Below are 18030 nucleotides of genomic sequence, written 5' to 3'. Positions count from 1 at the left end.
ACTCTTATCACTGACTAACACTACAAAATCAAAAAAAGGAGCCCGAAATAAGGCTCCTAAATGCTTTTTTTAAATTGATAAATAGTTTTTTAAGTCAGTAACTTTATCACATTTTTCCCATGGCAAATCAATGTCAGTTCGACCCATGTGACCATAAGCAGCCGTTTGACGATAGATCGGACGTTTCAAATCTAGCATCTTGATAATACCAGCAGGACGTAAATCAAACAATTCACGAACAGCTTCTTCAATTTTGGCTTCAGGTAGAATAGCAGAGCCAAAAGTATCAATACGAACGGACACAGGATGTGCCACACCAATTGCATAAGCTAACTGCACTTCCGCCTTCTTGGCTAAGCCAGCAGCGACAATGTTTTTAGCAATATAACGCGCTGCGTAAGAAGCAGACCGGTCAACTTTAGTCGCATCTTTCCCAGAAAAGGCACCACCACCATGACGTGAGTAGCCTCCGTAAGTATCAACAATAATCTTGCGCCCCGTTAACCCAGAATCACCTTGTGGTCCACCAATAACAAAACGACCAGTTGGATTAATGAAGTACTTTGTCTCATCATCTAATAACTGACTTGGGATGACAGCTTTGATAACTTTCTCAATTAAATCAGAGTGAATTGTTTCATTTGTAATATCTGGATCATGTTGCGTAGAGATAACAACTGTATCCACACGAAGTGGTTGATCATTTTCATCATATTCAACAGTTACTTGTGATTTAGCATCTGGTCTCAAATAAGTTAATTGATTTGATTTTCTCAAATCAGCTAATTTCTTAACAAGCTTATGCGATAATGAAATCGGCAATGGCATGAGTTCAGGTGTCTCGTCTATAGCAAAACCAAACATCAACCCTTGATCACCTGCGCCAATAAGATTCAAATCATCATTATCTTGACTTTCACGAGCTTCCAAGGCTTCATTAACCCCTTGAGCAATGTCCGAGGATTGTTCGACTAGTGAAGGATGCACGCCTACAGAGTCAGCAGAAAAACCATATTCAGCCTTTGTATAACCAATTTCAGCAATGGTATCACGTACAACACGGTTAATATCAACATAGGCTGACGTTGATATTTCTCCAAAAACATGAACAGACCCTGTATAAACAACTGTTTCTGCTGCTACGTGAGCATCAGGATCCTGAGTGAGTATTTCGTCTAAAATAGCATCTGAAATTTGATCCGCGATTTTATCTGGATGGCCTTCCGATACAGATTCAGACGTAAATAATTTACGTTCTGACATAAAAATGTCCCCCTTTTAATAAAAGTATATGGCCAAAAGCCTTCGCAAGAAAAAAATTAACTCAGCATATTTTTTAAACAGCTACTATATAAAAAAACAGTTACTTTAGTGACGTTTTTTAGTTGCGAGTCAAAAAGTTACAAAGCACTAGTAGTTTTAACTACTACCTTTTCGGGACTAATTAACCTGTCTATTGTACCATTTTTAATGTAATTGACGAAGCATTTTATAATATTTTTCCAAAAGTTTGTATTTTCTTTATCTTTTCATTAATCAAAACTTGAAATCTTTGGTCAATATACTATACTAGACATATGAAAACTTCAGAAAAAATATATCATATTTTACAACAATCAGAATCCTATTTGAGTGGCGAAACACTTGCTGAACAATTACATGTTTCACGAACAGCAATTTGGAAAGGGATAAAGTCTCTAGAAAATCAAGGTATTGAAATTCTAGCCTCAAAAAAAGATGGCTATAAAATTATTAGTGGTGATTTACTGTCTGCTCAAGAAATAACTGAGCAGCTTAAGATTGCTGTTACACTAAACGAATCCAGTATTTCTACCCAGTTAGATGCCAAGAATGCTCTTGTAAATAACCCAAGTGCCCCACATCTTTACATTTCTCCTAGTCAAAAACAAGCAAAAGGACGTTTAGGTCGTGATTTTTATGCTTCAAAAAACGGTGGCATTTATATGTCTCTCCATCTGAAACCTAACAAAACCTACCAAGATATGGAACCTTACACCATGATGGTGGCATCAAGCATCGTCAACGCTATTTATAGACTTACTGGTATTGAAACCCAAATCAAATGGGTCAATGATATCTACTTAAAAGATAAAAAGATCGCTGGTATTTTAACCGAAGCTATTACTTCTGTTGAGACTGGATTAATTACCGACATTATCATTGGAGTTGGACTGAACTTTCATTTGACAGATTTGCCTGATGAACTAAATAGTATAGCGACTTCACTTTTTACTGAGCAACCAACTATTACAAGAAATAAATTGATTATTGAAATCTGGAAACTCTTTTTCCAAATACCTATACAGGATCATTTAAAAGTTTACAAAGAAAAATCACTTGTTCTTGGAAAACAAGTGACCTATATGAAAAATAAACAGGTTGTAAAAGCACGTGCCATAGATATTACTGATCAAGGTTATCTAGTCGTTGAAAGAGAAGACAAACAATTGGAAACCTTACATAGTGGTGAAATCAGTCTTTCTTCTTGGCATGTTTAGTTGCTTCAATCAATTTCTTTGAAAAATTTGTAATGGCATGGACTTTTCTTAAATCACGGTAGAGTAAAAATCCCCAAAACAAGGCAAAGAAATAGTCACCAGAAAGTATTGAATCGTTAAAAAAATAAGTCTCAAAGGCACATAAAAGCGCCATAAAAATAAATTGTCTGATAGTCATAGTTGTATTTTACCAAAAAAAAGAGAATTCTACGAAGAATTTTCTTTTTTATTAATCTTCAACGCGATTAATTTTTTCCAGAAGGAAATCAAATTGAGGTGGCACCAAACTCTCCTCTACCACCTTATCTTCTGCAACAGGAGAATTATCTTTCATTTTTTTTGCAAATTCACTACGAATCTGATTAAAGTCTGACCGTGGAACCGCCAAAATATGTGGTGTAAACCCAGCTGCTTTACTCATGATATTTCCAAACATGTCATTTAAATCCGTACGGTTCATGGCTTGTTCAGCATTAAAGGCAGCCTCAAAAGCTAAAATAGCATTTTCACTATTAGCAAGAACAGGCTCCGATCCCAATAATAAAGCTCGATCTTGAGGGGAAATACTATCTAAAATCTCATTCCAAACAGATTTCAAGGACTCTAAATACTGTCTCGATTGTTCACTATCTTGAACGGTTTCTTCCATAATTGTGAAAATCTTTTGACGGTCTACTTTATATGAAAAAGATGCTTTTGAAACTGGTTTGGGCTTGCTAGAACGATGTTGTTTCCCTGAAGCCATTTCTGCCAAGGCTTCTTTCAGCTCATTCACCTGAAGTTTTAAAGCATTAATTTCTGATAACAAATTTGTGGCATTGGGCTCATCTGCTTTCAATGGACTTAGCTGAGCTAACTCAACTGTCATCATTTCAGCATAAATTCGAGGGTGAGAGCCACGCTTTATTTCCTGAATATGCTTTGTGATAATAGCAATCATTTGAAAAATAGACTCTCGCGAAACAGCTAAGTTAGCCGTAAAATTAGCCGTTTGATAACTACTTTCAGCACCGCTCTGAACCATCAATAGCTCTCTTAAATAAGATAACAAATCTGTAGCAAAGCGACTCATGCTTTTACCGTTATCAAAAATAATTTCCAAATTTGATAGAGCAGCCTGTGCATCTTGATTGATAACATTTGCAACATAATCATCCAAAGCTAGAATACTGATTGACCCCGTAATCTCTTCAGCAATGGTTAATGTAATTTGGTTATCAGGTGATAAGCTTAGAGCCTGATCTAAGATAGATAAGGCATCACGCATTCCACCTTCTGCACGCCTAGCAATTAAGCCTAGGGCTTCTTCTTCATAAGCAAGCTTCTCCATAGTCACTATAGAGATTAAATGGTCTTTGATATCCTTTTGTTTAATAGACTTAAATTCAAAGCGTTGGACACGAGAAAGAATAGTTGCAGGAATTTTATGAAGCTCTGTTGTCGCTAGAATAAAAACAACACTTTCAGTTGGTTCTTCTAGAGTTTTTAACAAGGCATTAAAAGCACCCGTAGAAAGCATGTGAACTTCATCAATAATATAAACTTTATATGTCGCACGACTAGGAGCATAGGTAGATTTATCACGTATTTCACGAATTTCATCAACACCATTATTTGACGCTGCGTCAATTTCAATAACATCTTCTAAACTACCATTTGTAATATCATGACAAATATCACATTGATTACAAGGTTCTCCATCTACTTGGTTTGGACAGTTCATCGCCTTAGCAAAAATTTTTGCTGCACTTGTTTTCCCAGTACCTCTCGGTCCTGAAAATAGATAGGCATGACTAATTTTCTTGGATTGTACAGCCTGCTTCAAGGTTGTCGATATAACAGATTGTCCAACTATTTCATCAAACGTTTGACTTCTGTATTTACGATATAAAGCTTGATACATTATTTTTCCACTCCAAACATGTCAAAATTAAATCGTGTTTTTTCTAAGAGGATAGCCACAAATTCTTCCAGGTAATCTTTATCTATTTGATCGTAATCACCAGTGGCAGAGGAATCTAAATCTAATACTCCTACCAGTTGGCCATCTTTCACCATAGGAACAACAATTTCACTCATAGCCCGTGAATCACATGAAATATAATTACTATGTAATCTAACATCATCGACAATGATGGTTTCTTTTTGGCTTGCCGATTGGCCACAGACACCTTTCCCCATGGCAATATGGACGCAAGAAACGCCTCCTTGGAAAGGCCCAAGGATTAATTCATTGCCGTTATATAGGTAGAATCCAGTAAAGACTGAATTCGGTAATGTCATATTTAGCAACGCACTGGCGTTCGATAAGTTCGCTAAAGGGTTACTTTCAGTTGCAAATAAGCCTTTAGCTTGAGCAATCATCAATTGATAGTTTTCTTCTTTTAGACTTGTTTTCATGGTTCCTATTATACCATAAGGATGGTTAGAAGGTAAGTATTTCCTCTGTTTTAAGAATTCAAAAACCCATACCATAAAATGATACGGGTCCCTTATAGCGATAAATGATAACTTAATACTTAAGATAGAGCCAATATAAGAAATATATGCCAATGAATATGGAAAAGATCCCCAGCACCCATATCAGTTGAAAGTACCATTTTTGGGTTTTATGGTGAAATAAGTTTCCGCCTAAAATCGCACCTATCCCTCCAAAAAATAAAGCAGTCAGTAACAACGTTTTTTCGGAAATCCGCCAATCTCCCTTAATAGCTCTGCGTTTGTCGATACCATACAAGGCAAAAACGACACTATTCCACATGACAAGAGCGCCAGCTAATGCTAGGAACATATCTTCTCTCCTCTAATTAATCCCTATCGTTTAGGATACTTGCAATTTTTGTTGTAATCAAATCAATTGCAACAGTATTACTCACTCCTTCTGGGACAATAATATCTGCGTAGCGTTTACTTGGTTCAATAAATTGATGATACATTGGTTTTACTACTGTAGTATATTGTTCAATGATACTATCTAAACTTCTGCCGCGTTCAACCATATCACGTTTGATACGACGAATAATTCTAATATCATCATCTGTATCCACAAACAACTTAATGTCCATTAAATTTCGCAAACGTTCATCTTCCAAAACAAGAATCCCTTCAACAATAATGACGTCTTGAGGTTCTTGTCGAAAAATTTTATCACTTCTTGTATGTTGCGTATAATCATAGATTGGAATATCTACTGGCCGACCCTTAAGTAATTCTTTTAGTTGCTCAATCATAAAATCAGTTTCAAAAGCAAGAGGGTGATCGTAATTTGTTTTAACGCGCTCCTCAAAACTTAAATGAGCTTGATCTCGATAATAAGAATCATGCTGTATCATAGCAATTCTTGCATTCGGGAAACTACCTAAAATAGCTCGAGAAACACTGGTTTTCCCCCCTCCAGATCCACCTGTTACACCAATAATGATGGGTTTTTTACGCATCCTACACTCCAAATCTAAAAAAGTCTTCTGTATATTTTACCAAAAATTAATAGATTTTTCTATAAGATTTTCAACAATCTTACTCTTGCTTTATAGGTGACTATCAGAAATCATGTTATAATAGAGATAGTTACAATTGAAAAGGATAAAAAATGATAAAAGAATTCCCCAAAGTTTGGCAAGACCAACTGGAAGCAAGTCAAATGACTACTCTAACAGATATTCAGCAGTCTGTTTTTGAACCAATTCGTTCAGGAAAAAATGTTCTAGGAATAAGCCCAACAGGTACAGGCAAAACCTTAGCATACCTCTTGCCGACACTCCAAAAAATCAAAAGTAAAAAATCACAACAATTATTAATTTTATCCCCTAATACTGAGTTAGCAGGACAAATTTTTGAAGTTACCAAAGAATGGGCCGAACCAATTGGCTTAACAGCACAATTATTTATTTCTGGAACTAGTCAAAAACGTCAAATTGAGCGCCTAAAAAAAGGACCACAAATAATCATCGGGACACCAGGACGCATTTTTGAATTAATTAAATTGAAAAAAATCAAGATGATGTCTGTTGATACGATAGTCTTAGATGAATTTGATGAATTGCTGAGCGATTCACAATACGGCTTTGTAGAAAAGATAACCCACTACGTTCCTCGCGACCATCAGTTTATCTATATGAGTGCCACTAATAAACTAGATCGTGCTAGTATCGAACCGACAACTGAGATAATTGACAAATCAGATCAAAAGCTTGAAGCTATCAAACATTTCTATATTTCGGTTGAAAAACGTGACCGTTTAGATCTGCTCAGAAAATTTTCAAATATTCCAGATTTTAGAGCTCTAGTCTTTTTCAATAGTTTATCAGATTTAGGTGCTGTCGAAGAACGTCTGACCTATGCTGGTTCTACAGCCGTTTCATTAGCAAGTGATGTCAATGTGAGATTTAGAAAAACTATTCTAGAAAAATTCAAAGATCATCATATTGCACTATTATTAGCTACAGATTTAGTAGCTCGTGGTATTGATATTGATAATTTAGAATATGTTATTAATTTTGAAGTAGCGCGTGATAAAGAAAATTATATACATAGAGCTGGTCGTACTGGACGAATGGGCAAAGAGGGGGTTGTTATTACTTTTGTTAACCATCCCGAAGATATTAAGAAATTGAAAAAATTTGCAAATGTCTCCGAAATTCAATTACGAAATCAACAATTATATAAAAAATAGAATCCTCGGATTCTATTTTTTTAATGTTGACCTAGCAATTCAGAAAGTGTGACACACTGATAACCTTCTTTTTTTAGGTAATCCAAGATAGTTGGCAATGCTTGAAGACTCGTTTGATGAACATCATGCATTAAAATGATGCCACCTGGATGTAATTGCCCTTTGATATTTGCCATCATTTTTTCAGTATTATGATTTTCCCAATCTCTAGTATCGACAGTCCATAAAATTTGTCTCATACCAGAAGTTTTTTCAATTCGATCATTGGTAGCACCGTACGGTGGACGTAAATAGGTTGGCTTTTTCCCAATAACCTTTTCAATAACAGTATTTGTATTATCAATTTGTGTTTTGACATCCTGAATCGGAATTTTTGTTAAATCAGGATGATCCCAAGAATGATTACCAATTTCTGAACCACTATCAACAATTGATTTTACGATTGCTTCATTTCCCGTAACTTTAGAACCTAACATAAAAAAAGTAGCTTTATCTTGATATCTTTGTAGTGTAGAAAGTACCTGTGGCGTCGTGAGAGGATTTGGTCCATCATCAAAGGTCAAAGCAACTAATTTTTTGGGATGTAAAGCAGCTTCTTCAGCTTTCTTTTTCTCTTGATAATCTAGGTAGTCTGTCTTTAATTGTCCAGTCAAATAATTAGCATCTACAACATTAAATAACTCTTTTACGGGTAAAATAATATTATCTTTTAAAACGAGATCTTTCATTTTAAGTTGATAATTATCACTGATTATCCGATCTCTTTCATTAAGCTTTGAATACTGACTAATATCAAAAGATTTATCAGGATAAGTTTTACTAACCACCTTATTAATGTCATCTAAATGTCCAGATACCAATTCAGATAGGTAAAATGGTTGAAAATTATGTTTGACATGGTAATCACTTATAACCTGATCACTTACTTTTTTTAGACTCATTAGATTAGGTTGGTAAACAACCTTATGAATTTTTACCTGACTGATACCTTTCAAAGGTGTTGGTATAAATTCTGGTTTGATAAAAATATACTGTTTCTTGTTCTTAGTCGTTTCATATAGACTAACTGGTAAGTTTTCATGATAAAAGGCTTCATTTGATTTTGTTGGAGCAAAATAATAGTAAGATACCTTATCTTGCGTCATAATTTTTAGACTCTTAAAAGGTGAATGACTTAGGTTATTAATGTTTTCTCTTTTACTAATCTTTTCGGCATCGTTCTCAATTGACCAAGTTCTAAAAACAATAAATCCAATAAATAGTAATATTAATGCCAATACACTGACGAATAAATAGGATAACTTTTTCATCACAAACTCCTTTTGCCCTATTATTATAACACAGCGCCTCTTAATTGTAACTTAAATCCCTAATGTTTTTGTTAGTCTTTTTGTTAGTCTTTTTTTAATATTGTCAAAAAATTAAAAAGCCTAGAGACTCTAATGAGCTTCTAGACCTGGATTGAACTATTGTAAGGTTACTTTATTCAATATCAAACACAATTGATTTAAGATTTGTCATCGCATCAATAGAGTATTTAACACCTTGAACACCAGCTCCAGATTTTTTAGCTCCCAAGAACGGGAAATTATCTGTACCACGTTGTGTTTTATTGTTAATATGAACCGTTCCAACTTCTAATTTTTCACCAATTGCGAAGGCACGTGGAAAATTAGAAGTAAACACTGATGCTTGTAAACCATACTCAGAAGCATTTGAAATGTCGATAGCTTCCTCAACAGAATTAATACGAATAAATGGTAATACAGGACCAAACGGTTCCTCCCAAGCAAGACGCATATCTGTTGTAATATTATCAAATATAACTGGACAAATCAAATTGCCTTCACGTTTGATATCCGTAATAGCTTTAGCACCTTTGTCAGTTGCATCATTGATAAGAGCTTCAACAAAGTCAGCTGCCTTAGTATCAATCAAAGGTGTAATATCAGCATTTTCTTCAGGCATACCAATCGATAATTTTTTCACCAAAGCATGAACATGCTCAATTAACTGGTCGGCAACTTTTTCCATTACAAGAACTCGTTTGACAGCTGTACAACGTTGTCCTGAATAACCATAAGCACCAGCAACGATGTTTTTAGCAGCCATCTCAAGGTCAGCATCTTCTAAAACAATAGCTGAATCTTTACCACCTAGTTCCAACATAATTGGACGCATACCTGCTAATTGACCGATACGCTCTCCAACAGGAGTTGATCCTGTAAAGTTAATAAAGTTTACCGCTTCATGCTCGACAATATAATCACCAATAACTGATCCACGACCTGTAATAGTGTTGAAAACTCCGGCTGGTACACCAGCCTCAGCAAAGGCCTCAGCTAAAAGCAATCCTGAAATCGAACCTTGTGTTGGTGGTTTAAGAGCGACAACATTACCTGCGATCAAAGCAGGAGCAATTTTCGAACCAGCTAAGTTTACTGGGTAGTTAAATGGTGAAATTGCTAGTACAAGTCCAACAGGTTCATGACGAACAATTGCGATTTTTTTCTTGCTTGCTGCTTCAAAGCTTCCGCCTTCAAGAACTTCACCTTCCATTCGGATGCCTTCTTCAGCAGCATAGTTAATAATTTCTGCTGTACGAACAACTTCACTTACTGCAGCTTTATGGCCTTTAGCAACTTCTTTGGAAAGTACTGAACCGATTTTTTCAGCATCACGTACCAAAATGTCTGCAGCCTTATGTAAAATTGCTGCGCGTTCTACATATGATAGCGCACGCCATTCTTCAAAAACATTTTTAGCTGATTGGTAAACAAAGTCTACTTCTTCTGTTGACATTGCTGGAACAGAACCTAATTCTTCACCAGTTGCAGGTGCATAGATTTTAATTTCATTTTCTGAAAGTTTCCATTCACCATTAACAAGATTTTTGTATTGTTTAGTCAAAATGTTATCTCCTTTATTGATAATACATCTATTCTATCACTTTTTGACGATAATTCAAACATCTGACACGGCAATTGTCTGAATATTGTTAACATTAGTTCACAAAAAGAAGTTGGTTACCCAACTCCTTCTATTTTATTATAAATATTCTTTAGAAAGTTCAAGAACTTCCTCTGCAGTTGAACATGTTGTTAAAGCACGTTGTGCATATTCTTGCATCTTAGATGTGTCTAAAGTCTTCATTAAGCTACGCGTACGAAGTACTGAAGTTGCTGACATTGAAAACTCATCTAAGCCCATACCTACTAAAAGTGGTACAGCTTGTTGATCTCCAGCCATCTCACCACACATACCAGCCCACTTACCTTCAGCATGTGCTGCTTTGATAACATTGTTAATCAAACGTAAGATTGATGGATTATATGGTTGATAAAGATATGAAACTTGCTCATTCATACGGTCAGCAGCCATTGTGTATTGAATAAGGTCGTTAGTACCAATTGAGAAGAAGTCAACTTCTTTTGCAAATTGGTCTGCAAGCATTGCTGCAGCAGGAATTTCAATCATAATACCAACTTGGATATTATCTGAAACTGCAACACCTTCAGCAACAAGTTTTGCTTTTTCCTCATCAAATACAGCTTTAGCGGCTCTGAATTCTTTAACCAAAGCAACCATTGGGAACATGATACGTAGTTGACCATGTACAGATGCACGTAGTAAAGCGCGAATCTGTGTACGGAACATCTCGTTTCCTGTTTCTGAAATAGAAATACGAAGGGCACGGAAACCTAGGAATGGGTTCATTTCTTTTGGTAGGTCAAAATAAGGAAGTTCCTTATCTCCACCAATATCCATTGTACGAACAACAACTGGTTTACCATTCATTCCCTCAAGTACAGCCTTGTATGCTTCATATTGCTCATCTTCAGTAGGGAAATCTTGTGAATCCATATATAGGAATTCAGTACGGTAAAGACCAACAGCTTCTGCACCGTTCTCATTAACACCCTCAACATCTTTTGGTGTTCCGATGTTAGCTGCTAATTCAAAGTGTTTACCATCTGCTGTAACTGTCTCAGCATCCTTAAGCAATGCCCATTCAGCTTTTTGCTTAGCATATGCTTCACCAGCAGTTTTAAAGGCAGAAATTTCTTCTTCACTAGGATTGATAATGACTTCACCTGTAATGCCATTGACAGCAATTACATCACCATCATGAACACGTTTAGTAATATCATTTGTCCCTAGAACCGCAGCAATTTCAAGAGTACGAGCCATAATAGCAGAGTGACTTGTACGACCACCAATATTTGTTACGAATGCTTTTACAAATTTTTTATCAAGTTGTGCTGTATCTGAAGGTGTCAAATCATGTGCAATCACAATAGACTCTTCATCAATAGCAGCTGGATTTGGTAGTTTAACCCCTAATAAGTGTGCAAGAACACGTTTTGCAACGTCACGGATATCAGCTGCACGTTCTTGCATATATGGATTATCTTCCATACCTTCAAAAATCGTGATGAACATATCTGTAACTTCTTTTAAACCAGTTTCAGCATTTGTTTGTTTAGCACGGATTGTTTCTTTAATCTGACTAATCATCTCAGGATCTGATAACACCATTAAATGAGCATCAAATACTGAAGCTGCTTCTTCGCCTAAGCTATCTACTGCTTTTTCGCGGATAACAGAAAGCTCGTCTTGTGAAGCTTGTAATGCAACATCAAGGCGAGCTTCTTCTGCATTTGTATCTTCGACTGTAACAGTCTCGAACGACAAATCCGGTTGAACAAGTAGATATGCTTTAGCAACTGCAACACCATCTGAGGCTGCGATTCCTTTAAGCATTTCTGTCATTTTCTTATGCCAATCCTTCTTTTGTCATTGTTTCTTCGATAGCTGCGATTGCGTCATCAGCATCAGCACCTTCAGCTGAAATAGTAACGTCAGCACCTTGACCAACACCAAGACTCATAACGCCCATGATTGATTTAAGGTTAACTGCTTTACCTTTATAATCTAAAGTGATATCTGAAGCAAATTTGCTAGCAGTTTGTACTAGTAAAGTAGCTGGACGAGCGTGAATTCCTGTTTCTGCAACAATGTGAAAATCTTTTGAAGCCATAGTATGGTTCTCCTTTTAATAGTTGTGTATATTTGAGCCATCATATGATAACCCTTACAATAAGTGATTATAGCATATTGTATTTTAATTTTCAAGATTAAATCTATCGCCTGAGGAAAAAGCTATTTAATTTTCTGCTTTTTTTTCAATTTTTCATTATGTTTATTTCACTCTAATAGATCAAGCTTTACTCTCACAATCGCTAGTGTTTAGATGATTTTACAAAATTTTTTCTCAATCATAAGAAAATTGTGTTAAAACTATTATTGTCTATTTTCATCGCAAAAAATTAGTTAACCTAAATTTATGATTTGACAGAAAAAATTGATTAATTTTAGATTATCAGCGTCACTCCGCCATTCTCACCCGGCTACACAATATATAGTTGTTATAAATATAATCAACCCCAAAATATTGTGTTTTTTTCGGAGAAAAATCTTGCTTTTTAGATGCAATTTTTATATGCTATTATTATTGAAATTCTCTTCCGAGAATAATTTAAAGGAGCAGATAGTATGATCACAATTTATTCAAAAAATAACTGTATGCAATGTAAAATGACCAAAAAATTTCTTGACCAAAACGGAGCAACTTATCAAGAAATCAACATTGATGAGCAACCTGACAAAGTTGACTATGTAAAAAGTTTAGGATTTGCCTCTGCACCAGTAATCGAAAGGGGAGACACAGTCTTTTCCGGATTCCAACCCACAAAACTAAAAGAACTAATCAAGTAATTAAGGACATAAGAGAATGAGTTTAAAAGATATTGGCGAAATTTCTTACTTTCGCTTAAATAATGAAATTAACCGTCCTGTTGATGGTAAAATCCCTCTACATAAGGATAAAGAAGCTTTAGAAGCCTTTTTTGAAGAAAATGTAATCCCAAATACTAAACCCTTTGCCTCAATTACTAAGAAAATTGAGTTCCTTTTAAAGCATGATTACATTGAATCAGGATTTATTGAAAAGTATACAAAAGACTTTATTGAAGAACTTGCTGATATTATCAAAAACGAGCAATTTCAGTTCAAATCCTTTATGGCTGCCTACAAGTTTTATCAGCAATATGCTTTAAAGACTAATGATGGGGAATATTATTTAGAGAGCATTGAAGACCGTGTTATGTTTAATGCGCTCTACTTCGCTGATGGTAATGAAGAACTAGCAAAATCAATTGCAATTGAAATGATTAATCAGCGTTATCAACCAGCTACTCCTTCATTTTTAAATGCGGGACGTAGTCGTCGTGGAGAATTAGTTTCTTGTTTCCTAATTCAAGTTACTGATGATATGAACTCAATTGGTCGCTCAATTAACTCTGCCCTCCAATTATCAAGAATTGGTGGTGGTGTTGGTATTACACTTTCTAACTTGCGTGAAGCTGGAGCTCCTATTAAAGGCTATGCTGGGGCAGCTTCAGGTGTCGTTCCAGTCATGAAATTATTCGAAGACAGCTTCTCTTATTCCAACCAATTGGGACAACGTCAAGGAGCTGGGGTTGTTTATTTAGATGTATTTCATCCAGATATTATTTCTTTTCTATCAACTAAAAAAGAAAATGCTGACGAAAAAGTGCGTGTTAAAACCTTATCACTTGGGTTAACTGTTCCTGATAAATTTTATGAATTAGCCCGTAATAATGATGACATGTATCTCTTTAGTCCATATAGTGTGGAAAAAGAATATGGTATTCCATATAACTACATTGATATTACAGCAATGTATGATGAGCTTGTTGCTAACCCTAAAATTTCAAAAACAAAAATTAAAGCGCGCGATTTAGAAACTGAAATTTCTAAATTACAACAAGAATCAGGCTATCCATATATCATCAATATTGATACAGCTAATAAGGCCAATCCAGTTGATGGTAAGGTAATCATGAGTAACTTGTGTTCTGAAATTCTACAGGTTCAAAAACCAAGTATTATCAACGATGCTCAAGAATTTGTTGAAATGGGAACAGATATCTCATGTAACCTAGGATCAACTAATATCCTTAACATGATGACATCTCCTGATTTTGGTGCTTCTATCAAAGCAATGACACGTGCACTAACATTTGTCACTGATTCTTCACAAATTGAAGCTGTGCCTACAATTAAAAACGGTAACCAGCAAGCACATACCTTTGGTTTAGGGGCGATGGGGCTTCATTCTTACTTGGCTCAACATCATATTGAATATGGTAGCCCAGAATCAGTTGAATTCACTGATATTTACTTTATGTTAATGAATTACTGGACTTTGGTTGAATCGAACAATATTGCTCGCGAAAGAAAAACTACATTTACTGGCTTTGAGAATTCAAAATACGCTGATGGTAGTTACTTTGATAAATATGTGACTGGTCAGTTTGTTCCTCAGACAGAATTTGTTAAAGAGCTTTTCAAGGAGCATTTTATTCCTCAGGCATCAGACTGGGAGGCTTTACGTCAAGCTGTTCAAAAAGATGGTCTCTATCATCAGAACCGCCTAGCTGTCGCTCCTAATGGTTCAATCTCATATATCAATGACTGCTCTGCTTCAATTCACCCGATAACACAGCGAATTGAAGAACGTCAAGAGAAGAAAATTGGTAAAATCTACTATCCTGCAAATGGTCTGTCAACAGATACCATTCCTTACTACACATCTGCTTATGATATGGATATGCGTAAAGTTATTGATGTTTATGCAGCCGCAACGCAACACGTTGACCAAGGTTTGTCACTAACACTCTTCTTACGTAGTGAATTACCAATGGAACTTTATGAGTGGAAATCTGAAAGTAAACAAACAACACGTGACCTTTCAATTCTACGTAATTACGCCTTTAATAAAGGGATTAAATCAATTTACTACATCCGTACATTCACTGACGATGGCGAAGAAGTTGGCGCTAACCAATGTGAGTCATGTGTGATTTAATTGGTTAAGAAGTAATGATGCTATAGCACTATTACTTCGACCGACTGTCGTAGAAGTATTTCTGTTTCACCATTACTGATACAAATTATTTCTGCCAGTAGGACTTTGGTCGGTTCTACTGGTTTATCTCGTTATTCGTAACGCACTGTACTACTCTTTAGGAGATCATTTTTCTATGACTACATATTATGAAGCAATTAACTGGAATGAAATTGAAGACGTCATTGACAAGTCGACATGGGAGAAATTAACTGAACAATTTTGGTTAGATACTCGTATTCCTTTATCAAATGACTTGGATGACTGGCGTAAATTGCCTGCCAAAGAAAAAGACCTTGTTGGAAAAGTCTTTGGTGGCCTAACTCTTCTAGATACTATGCAATCTGAAACTGGTGTTGAAGCGATTCGTGCCGATGTTCGTACACCACATGAAGAAGCTGTTTTGAACAATATTCAATTTATGGAATCCGTTCATGCAAAATCGTATTCATCTATCTTCTCGACTTTGAATACCAAAAAAGAAATTGAAGAAATCTTTGACTGGACTAATAGCAATGAATTCTTACAGAAGAAAGCTAAAATCATCAACGACATCTATGAAAACGGCGATGCCTTACAGAAGAAAGTTGCCTCAACCTATCTAGAAACATTCCTTTTTTACTCAGGTTTCTTTACACCTCTGTATTACCTAGGAAATAATAAACTAGCTAATGTGGCTGAAATTATCAAATTAATCATCCGTGATGAATCTGTTCATGGGACTTACATTGGTTACAAATTCCAACTTGGCTTCAATGAATTATCTGAAGAAAAACAAGAAGAATTTAAAGAATGGATGTATGATTTACTTTATCAATTGTATGAAAATGAAGAAAATTATACGAAAACACTTTATGATCAAGTGGGCTGGACTGAAGAAGTTATGACTTTCCTTCGTTATAATGCCAATAAAGCATTGATGAATCTCGGTCAGGATCCTTTGTTCCCAGATACTGCTAATGATGTTAACCCGATTGTAATGAACGGTATCTCAACTGGAACATCGAATCATGACTTTTTCTCACAAGTGGGTAATGGCTATCTCCTTGGTTCAGTAGAAGCCATGACTGAATCTGATTACGATTTCGGAAAAGAAGAGTGAGAAAAACCTAAAAAGGTTCACTAGACCTTTTTAGTCTCACAAGTCGGTAATGCTTACTTACTTTGATCAGTCAAATCGATGACTGACGATGATCACAACTATGGCCTATAGAAACAAATCCAAACAGTATGCTAAATCTATTTTAAAAATTAAAAAAACAAGTAATTAATCTACTTGTTTTTTTAATTGCTTTCTTTTTTTAAGTTATAATCTTTTTGTGATCACTTCATCACTAGTTTTATTCCATTTGATGTTATAAGACAAGTCACTCTTATCATCATTTTTTTAGATAGTAGGAATACTGCAATTTCTAAATTCTTTCTATGCTACTAACCTTTTGTTATAATAAAGTCATGTCGAAAAAAATACAATATATACTAAAGTGGACAGTATTACTTGTGCTTACTGGGATAAGCGCCGGAATTGCGGCTAGTTTAATGATTTTTCTAATACGAGTCATCCAAGAATGGAGTTTTGGCTTCACTAGTGGAAGCTTTGATGATCAGATTGCATTGATCAATCCCATTAGACGGTTCATTTCAGTTTGTCTGTCAGGTTTATTAGCAGCCTTTGGATGGCATTATTTGAGTAAATACTTAAATCCAAGCCCTACAATTACAGAAATTGTTCATAAAGATAAAAAACCGAAACCCTTCGCCAATTTCCTGCACGGCCTCCTTCAAATGGCAACTGTTTCAATGGGATCACCATTAGGACGAGAAGGCGCTTCTAGGGAAGCAGCTGTTGCTATTACCGGAAGCTGGTTACAATTGTTTAAGCTTGATAAAAACCAAAGCATTTTACTACTGGCCTGTGCATCAGGAGCTGCCCTCGGTGCTGTCTATAATGCACCACTAGCAACGATTGTCTTTATCATGGAAAACATTCTTTTAAAATGGAGTTGGAAAAATACCTATGCTGCGACAATTACCTCTCTTGTTGCAGTAGGGGGCGTCAATTTACTATTTGGTAGTGAAATCCAATATCAACTTCCGAACCTTAATTGGAACCTTGACCTCATAATTTGGGCAATTTTTGCCGGAAGTTTCATTGGCATCATAACCTATACATACAAATTACTTTTAGAATCCATACCTAAAAGAGATCCAAAATCGAAGTCTTATCTAATCCTTGTGCCACTTTCATTTCTAATTGTAGCTAGCTTGAGCATCTCCTTTCCCCATATCTTGGGAAATGGCAAAGCAGGACTCATTTACTATTTCCATCAACCGTTTTCAGCCAGTTATTCACTTCCACTGTTTTTGGCCAAAGCCTTAGCAGTTTATCTTACCTTTTATGCAGGTGCATATGGTGGTAGAATTGCACCCTCAATGATGATGGGCGGAGCTTTAGGATTATTCACAGCACAATTGGCTAATATAACATTTAACAGCCATGTACCCATCCAATACGCCATTTTAATTGGTGCAGCCCTATTTCTGGCAATGATCAACAATATCCCAATTGCAGCTATCTTATTTTTAATTGAAATTACAGGGCAACCACTTTTAAACAGTATCCCAGTTTGTCTAGGAATGACCACGGCTTATCTAAGCGTCTACCTCATCAAACAATTTGCCAAACAAAAAAAGTAGAAAAGAGTAACTTTTCTACTTTCAGAGTGAAGACAAAGTCCATGTCTTCACTTTTTGATATTTTTCTAAAGTGGCTCGGACTTGGTATGCTCTCTTTCTGGTTTCAAGGAGAGCAGATCAAAACGTCCACTGGACCTTTTGATTCTTCG

General features: G+C 35.7%; 16 protein-coding genes. 6 read left to right on the top strand and 10 right to left on the bottom strand.

Features of this window, described 5'->3' with window-relative positions:
* Window positions 1-69: 69 nt before the first annotated feature.
* Entirely contained in the window at window positions 70-1263 is a 1194-nt protein-coding gene (metK, locus tag ACVRZD_RS02365; RefSeq protein ID WP_037626765.1) for a methionine adenosyltransferase, read from the bottom strand.
* 314 nt (window positions 1264-1577) lie between these two features.
* On the opposite strand from metK, the gene birA reads away from it, so the two are divergent.
* Complete coding sequence (birA, locus tag ACVRZD_RS02360; protein ID WP_037626767.1) at window positions 1578-2519, top strand: bifunctional biotin--[acetyl-CoA-carboxylase] ligase/biotin operon repressor BirA; 942 nt, start codon at window positions 1578-1580, stop codon at window positions 2517-2519.
* On the opposite strand, the gene ACVRZD_RS02355 is transcribed toward birA, so the two are convergent.
* From ACVRZD_RS02355 to udk, 5 genes are all read right to left on the bottom strand, one after another.
* On the bottom strand, window positions 2494-2697 hold the full coding sequence (locus tag ACVRZD_RS02355; RefSeq protein WP_037626769.1) for a DUF3272 family protein: 204 nt from the start codon (window positions 2695-2697) through the stop codon (window positions 2494-2496). The two genes, birA and ACVRZD_RS02355, sit on opposite strands and share 26 nt — an antisense overlap.
* A gap of 51 nt (window positions 2698-2748) precedes the next feature.
* The gene (dnaX, locus tag ACVRZD_RS02350; RefSeq protein WP_447450226.1) at window positions 2749-4422 is read right to left on the bottom strand and encodes a DNA polymerase III subunit gamma/tau; all 1674 of its coding nucleotides are present in this window, start codon (window positions 4420-4422) and stop codon (window positions 2749-2751) included.
* On the bottom strand, window positions 4422-4919 hold the full coding sequence (msrC, locus tag ACVRZD_RS02345) for a free L-methionine (R)-S-oxide reductase MsrC (RefSeq protein ID WP_037626771.1): 498 nt from the start codon (window positions 4917-4919) through the stop codon (window positions 4422-4424). The genes dnaX and msrC overlap by 1 nt, the downstream gene beginning before the upstream one ends.
* A 112-nt stretch (window positions 4920-5031) precedes the next feature.
* Entirely contained in the window at window positions 5032-5310 is a 279-nt protein-coding gene (locus tag ACVRZD_RS02340) for a DUF1294 domain-containing protein (protein ID WP_037626774.1), read from the bottom strand.
* A gap of 16 nt (window positions 5311-5326) precedes the next feature.
* Window positions 5327-5956: a uridine kinase gene (gene udk, locus ACVRZD_RS02335; RefSeq protein ID WP_037626776.1), complete on the bottom strand. Its 630-nt coding sequence runs from the start codon at window positions 5954-5956 to the stop codon at window positions 5327-5329.
* Window positions 5957-6108: 152 nt separating this feature from the next.
* Between udk and ACVRZD_RS02330 the strand changes: the two genes are divergently transcribed.
* The gene (locus tag ACVRZD_RS02330) at window positions 6109-7191 is read left to right on the top strand and encodes a DEAD/DEAH box helicase (protein ID WP_037626778.1); all 1083 of its coding nucleotides are present in this window, start codon (window positions 6109-6111) and stop codon (window positions 7189-7191) included.
* A 20-nt stretch (window positions 7192-7211) separates the two neighbouring features.
* Here ACVRZD_RS02330 and ACVRZD_RS02325 read toward each other — a convergent pair whose 3' ends face one another.
* The 4 genes from ACVRZD_RS02325 to ACVRZD_RS02310 form a co-directional block, all read right to left on the bottom strand.
* Window positions 7212-8501 (bottom strand): polysaccharide deacetylase family protein, encoded by a 1290-nt coding sequence (locus tag ACVRZD_RS02325; RefSeq protein WP_037626780.1) that lies wholly within the window; start codon window positions 8499-8501, stop codon window positions 7212-7214.
* Between the two features lie 172 nt (window positions 8502-8673).
* On the bottom strand, window positions 8674-10101 hold the full coding sequence (locus tag ACVRZD_RS02320) for an NADP-dependent glyceraldehyde-3-phosphate dehydrogenase (protein ID WP_037626782.1): 1428 nt from the start codon (window positions 10099-10101) through the stop codon (window positions 8674-8676).
* Window positions 10102-10239: 138 nt separating this feature from the next.
* Window positions 10240-11964: a phosphoenolpyruvate--protein phosphotransferase gene (gene ptsP / locus ACVRZD_RS02315; protein WP_037626784.1), complete on the bottom strand. Its 1725-nt coding sequence runs from the start codon at window positions 11962-11964 to the stop codon at window positions 10240-10242.
* A gap of 4 nt (window positions 11965-11968) precedes the next feature.
* On the bottom strand, window positions 11969-12232 hold the full coding sequence (locus ACVRZD_RS02310; RefSeq protein WP_000146945.1) for a phosphocarrier protein HPr: 264 nt from the start codon (window positions 12230-12232) through the stop codon (window positions 11969-11971).
* Window positions 12233-12747: 515 nt separating this feature from the next.
* On the opposite strand from ACVRZD_RS02310, the gene nrdH reads away from it, so the two are divergent.
* The 4 genes from nrdH (at window position 12748) to ACVRZD_RS02290 (ending at window position 17881) form a co-directional block, all read left to right on the top strand.
* Window positions 12748-12969 (top strand): glutaredoxin-like protein NrdH, encoded by a 222-nt coding sequence (gene nrdH / locus ACVRZD_RS02305; RefSeq protein ID WP_037626786.1) that lies wholly within the window; start codon window positions 12748-12750, stop codon window positions 12967-12969.
* 16 nt (window positions 12970-12985) lie between these two features.
* Window positions 12986-15145, top strand: coding sequence for a class 1b ribonucleoside-diphosphate reductase subunit alpha (gene nrdE / locus ACVRZD_RS02300; RefSeq protein WP_447450225.1), 2160 nt, complete (start codon window positions 12986-12988; stop codon window positions 15143-15145).
* A gap of 175 nt (window positions 15146-15320) precedes the next feature.
* Window positions 15321-16286, top strand: coding sequence for a class 1b ribonucleoside-diphosphate reductase subunit beta (gene nrdF, locus ACVRZD_RS02295; RefSeq protein WP_447450224.1), 966 nt, complete (start codon window positions 15321-15323; stop codon window positions 16284-16286).
* Window positions 16287-16639: 353 nt separating this feature from the next.
* The gene (locus ACVRZD_RS02290; protein WP_447450223.1) at window positions 16640-17881 is read left to right on the top strand and encodes a chloride channel protein; all 1242 of its coding nucleotides are present in this window, start codon (window positions 16640-16642) and stop codon (window positions 17879-17881) included.
* The last annotated feature ends 149 nt before the right edge of the window (window positions 17882-18030 follow it).

It is taken from the genome of Streptococcus hongkongensis (assembly GCF_053206145.1).
The sequence above is the reverse complement of the archived record's forward strand: the minus strand, read 5'-3'. Positions and strand labels throughout refer to the sequence as shown.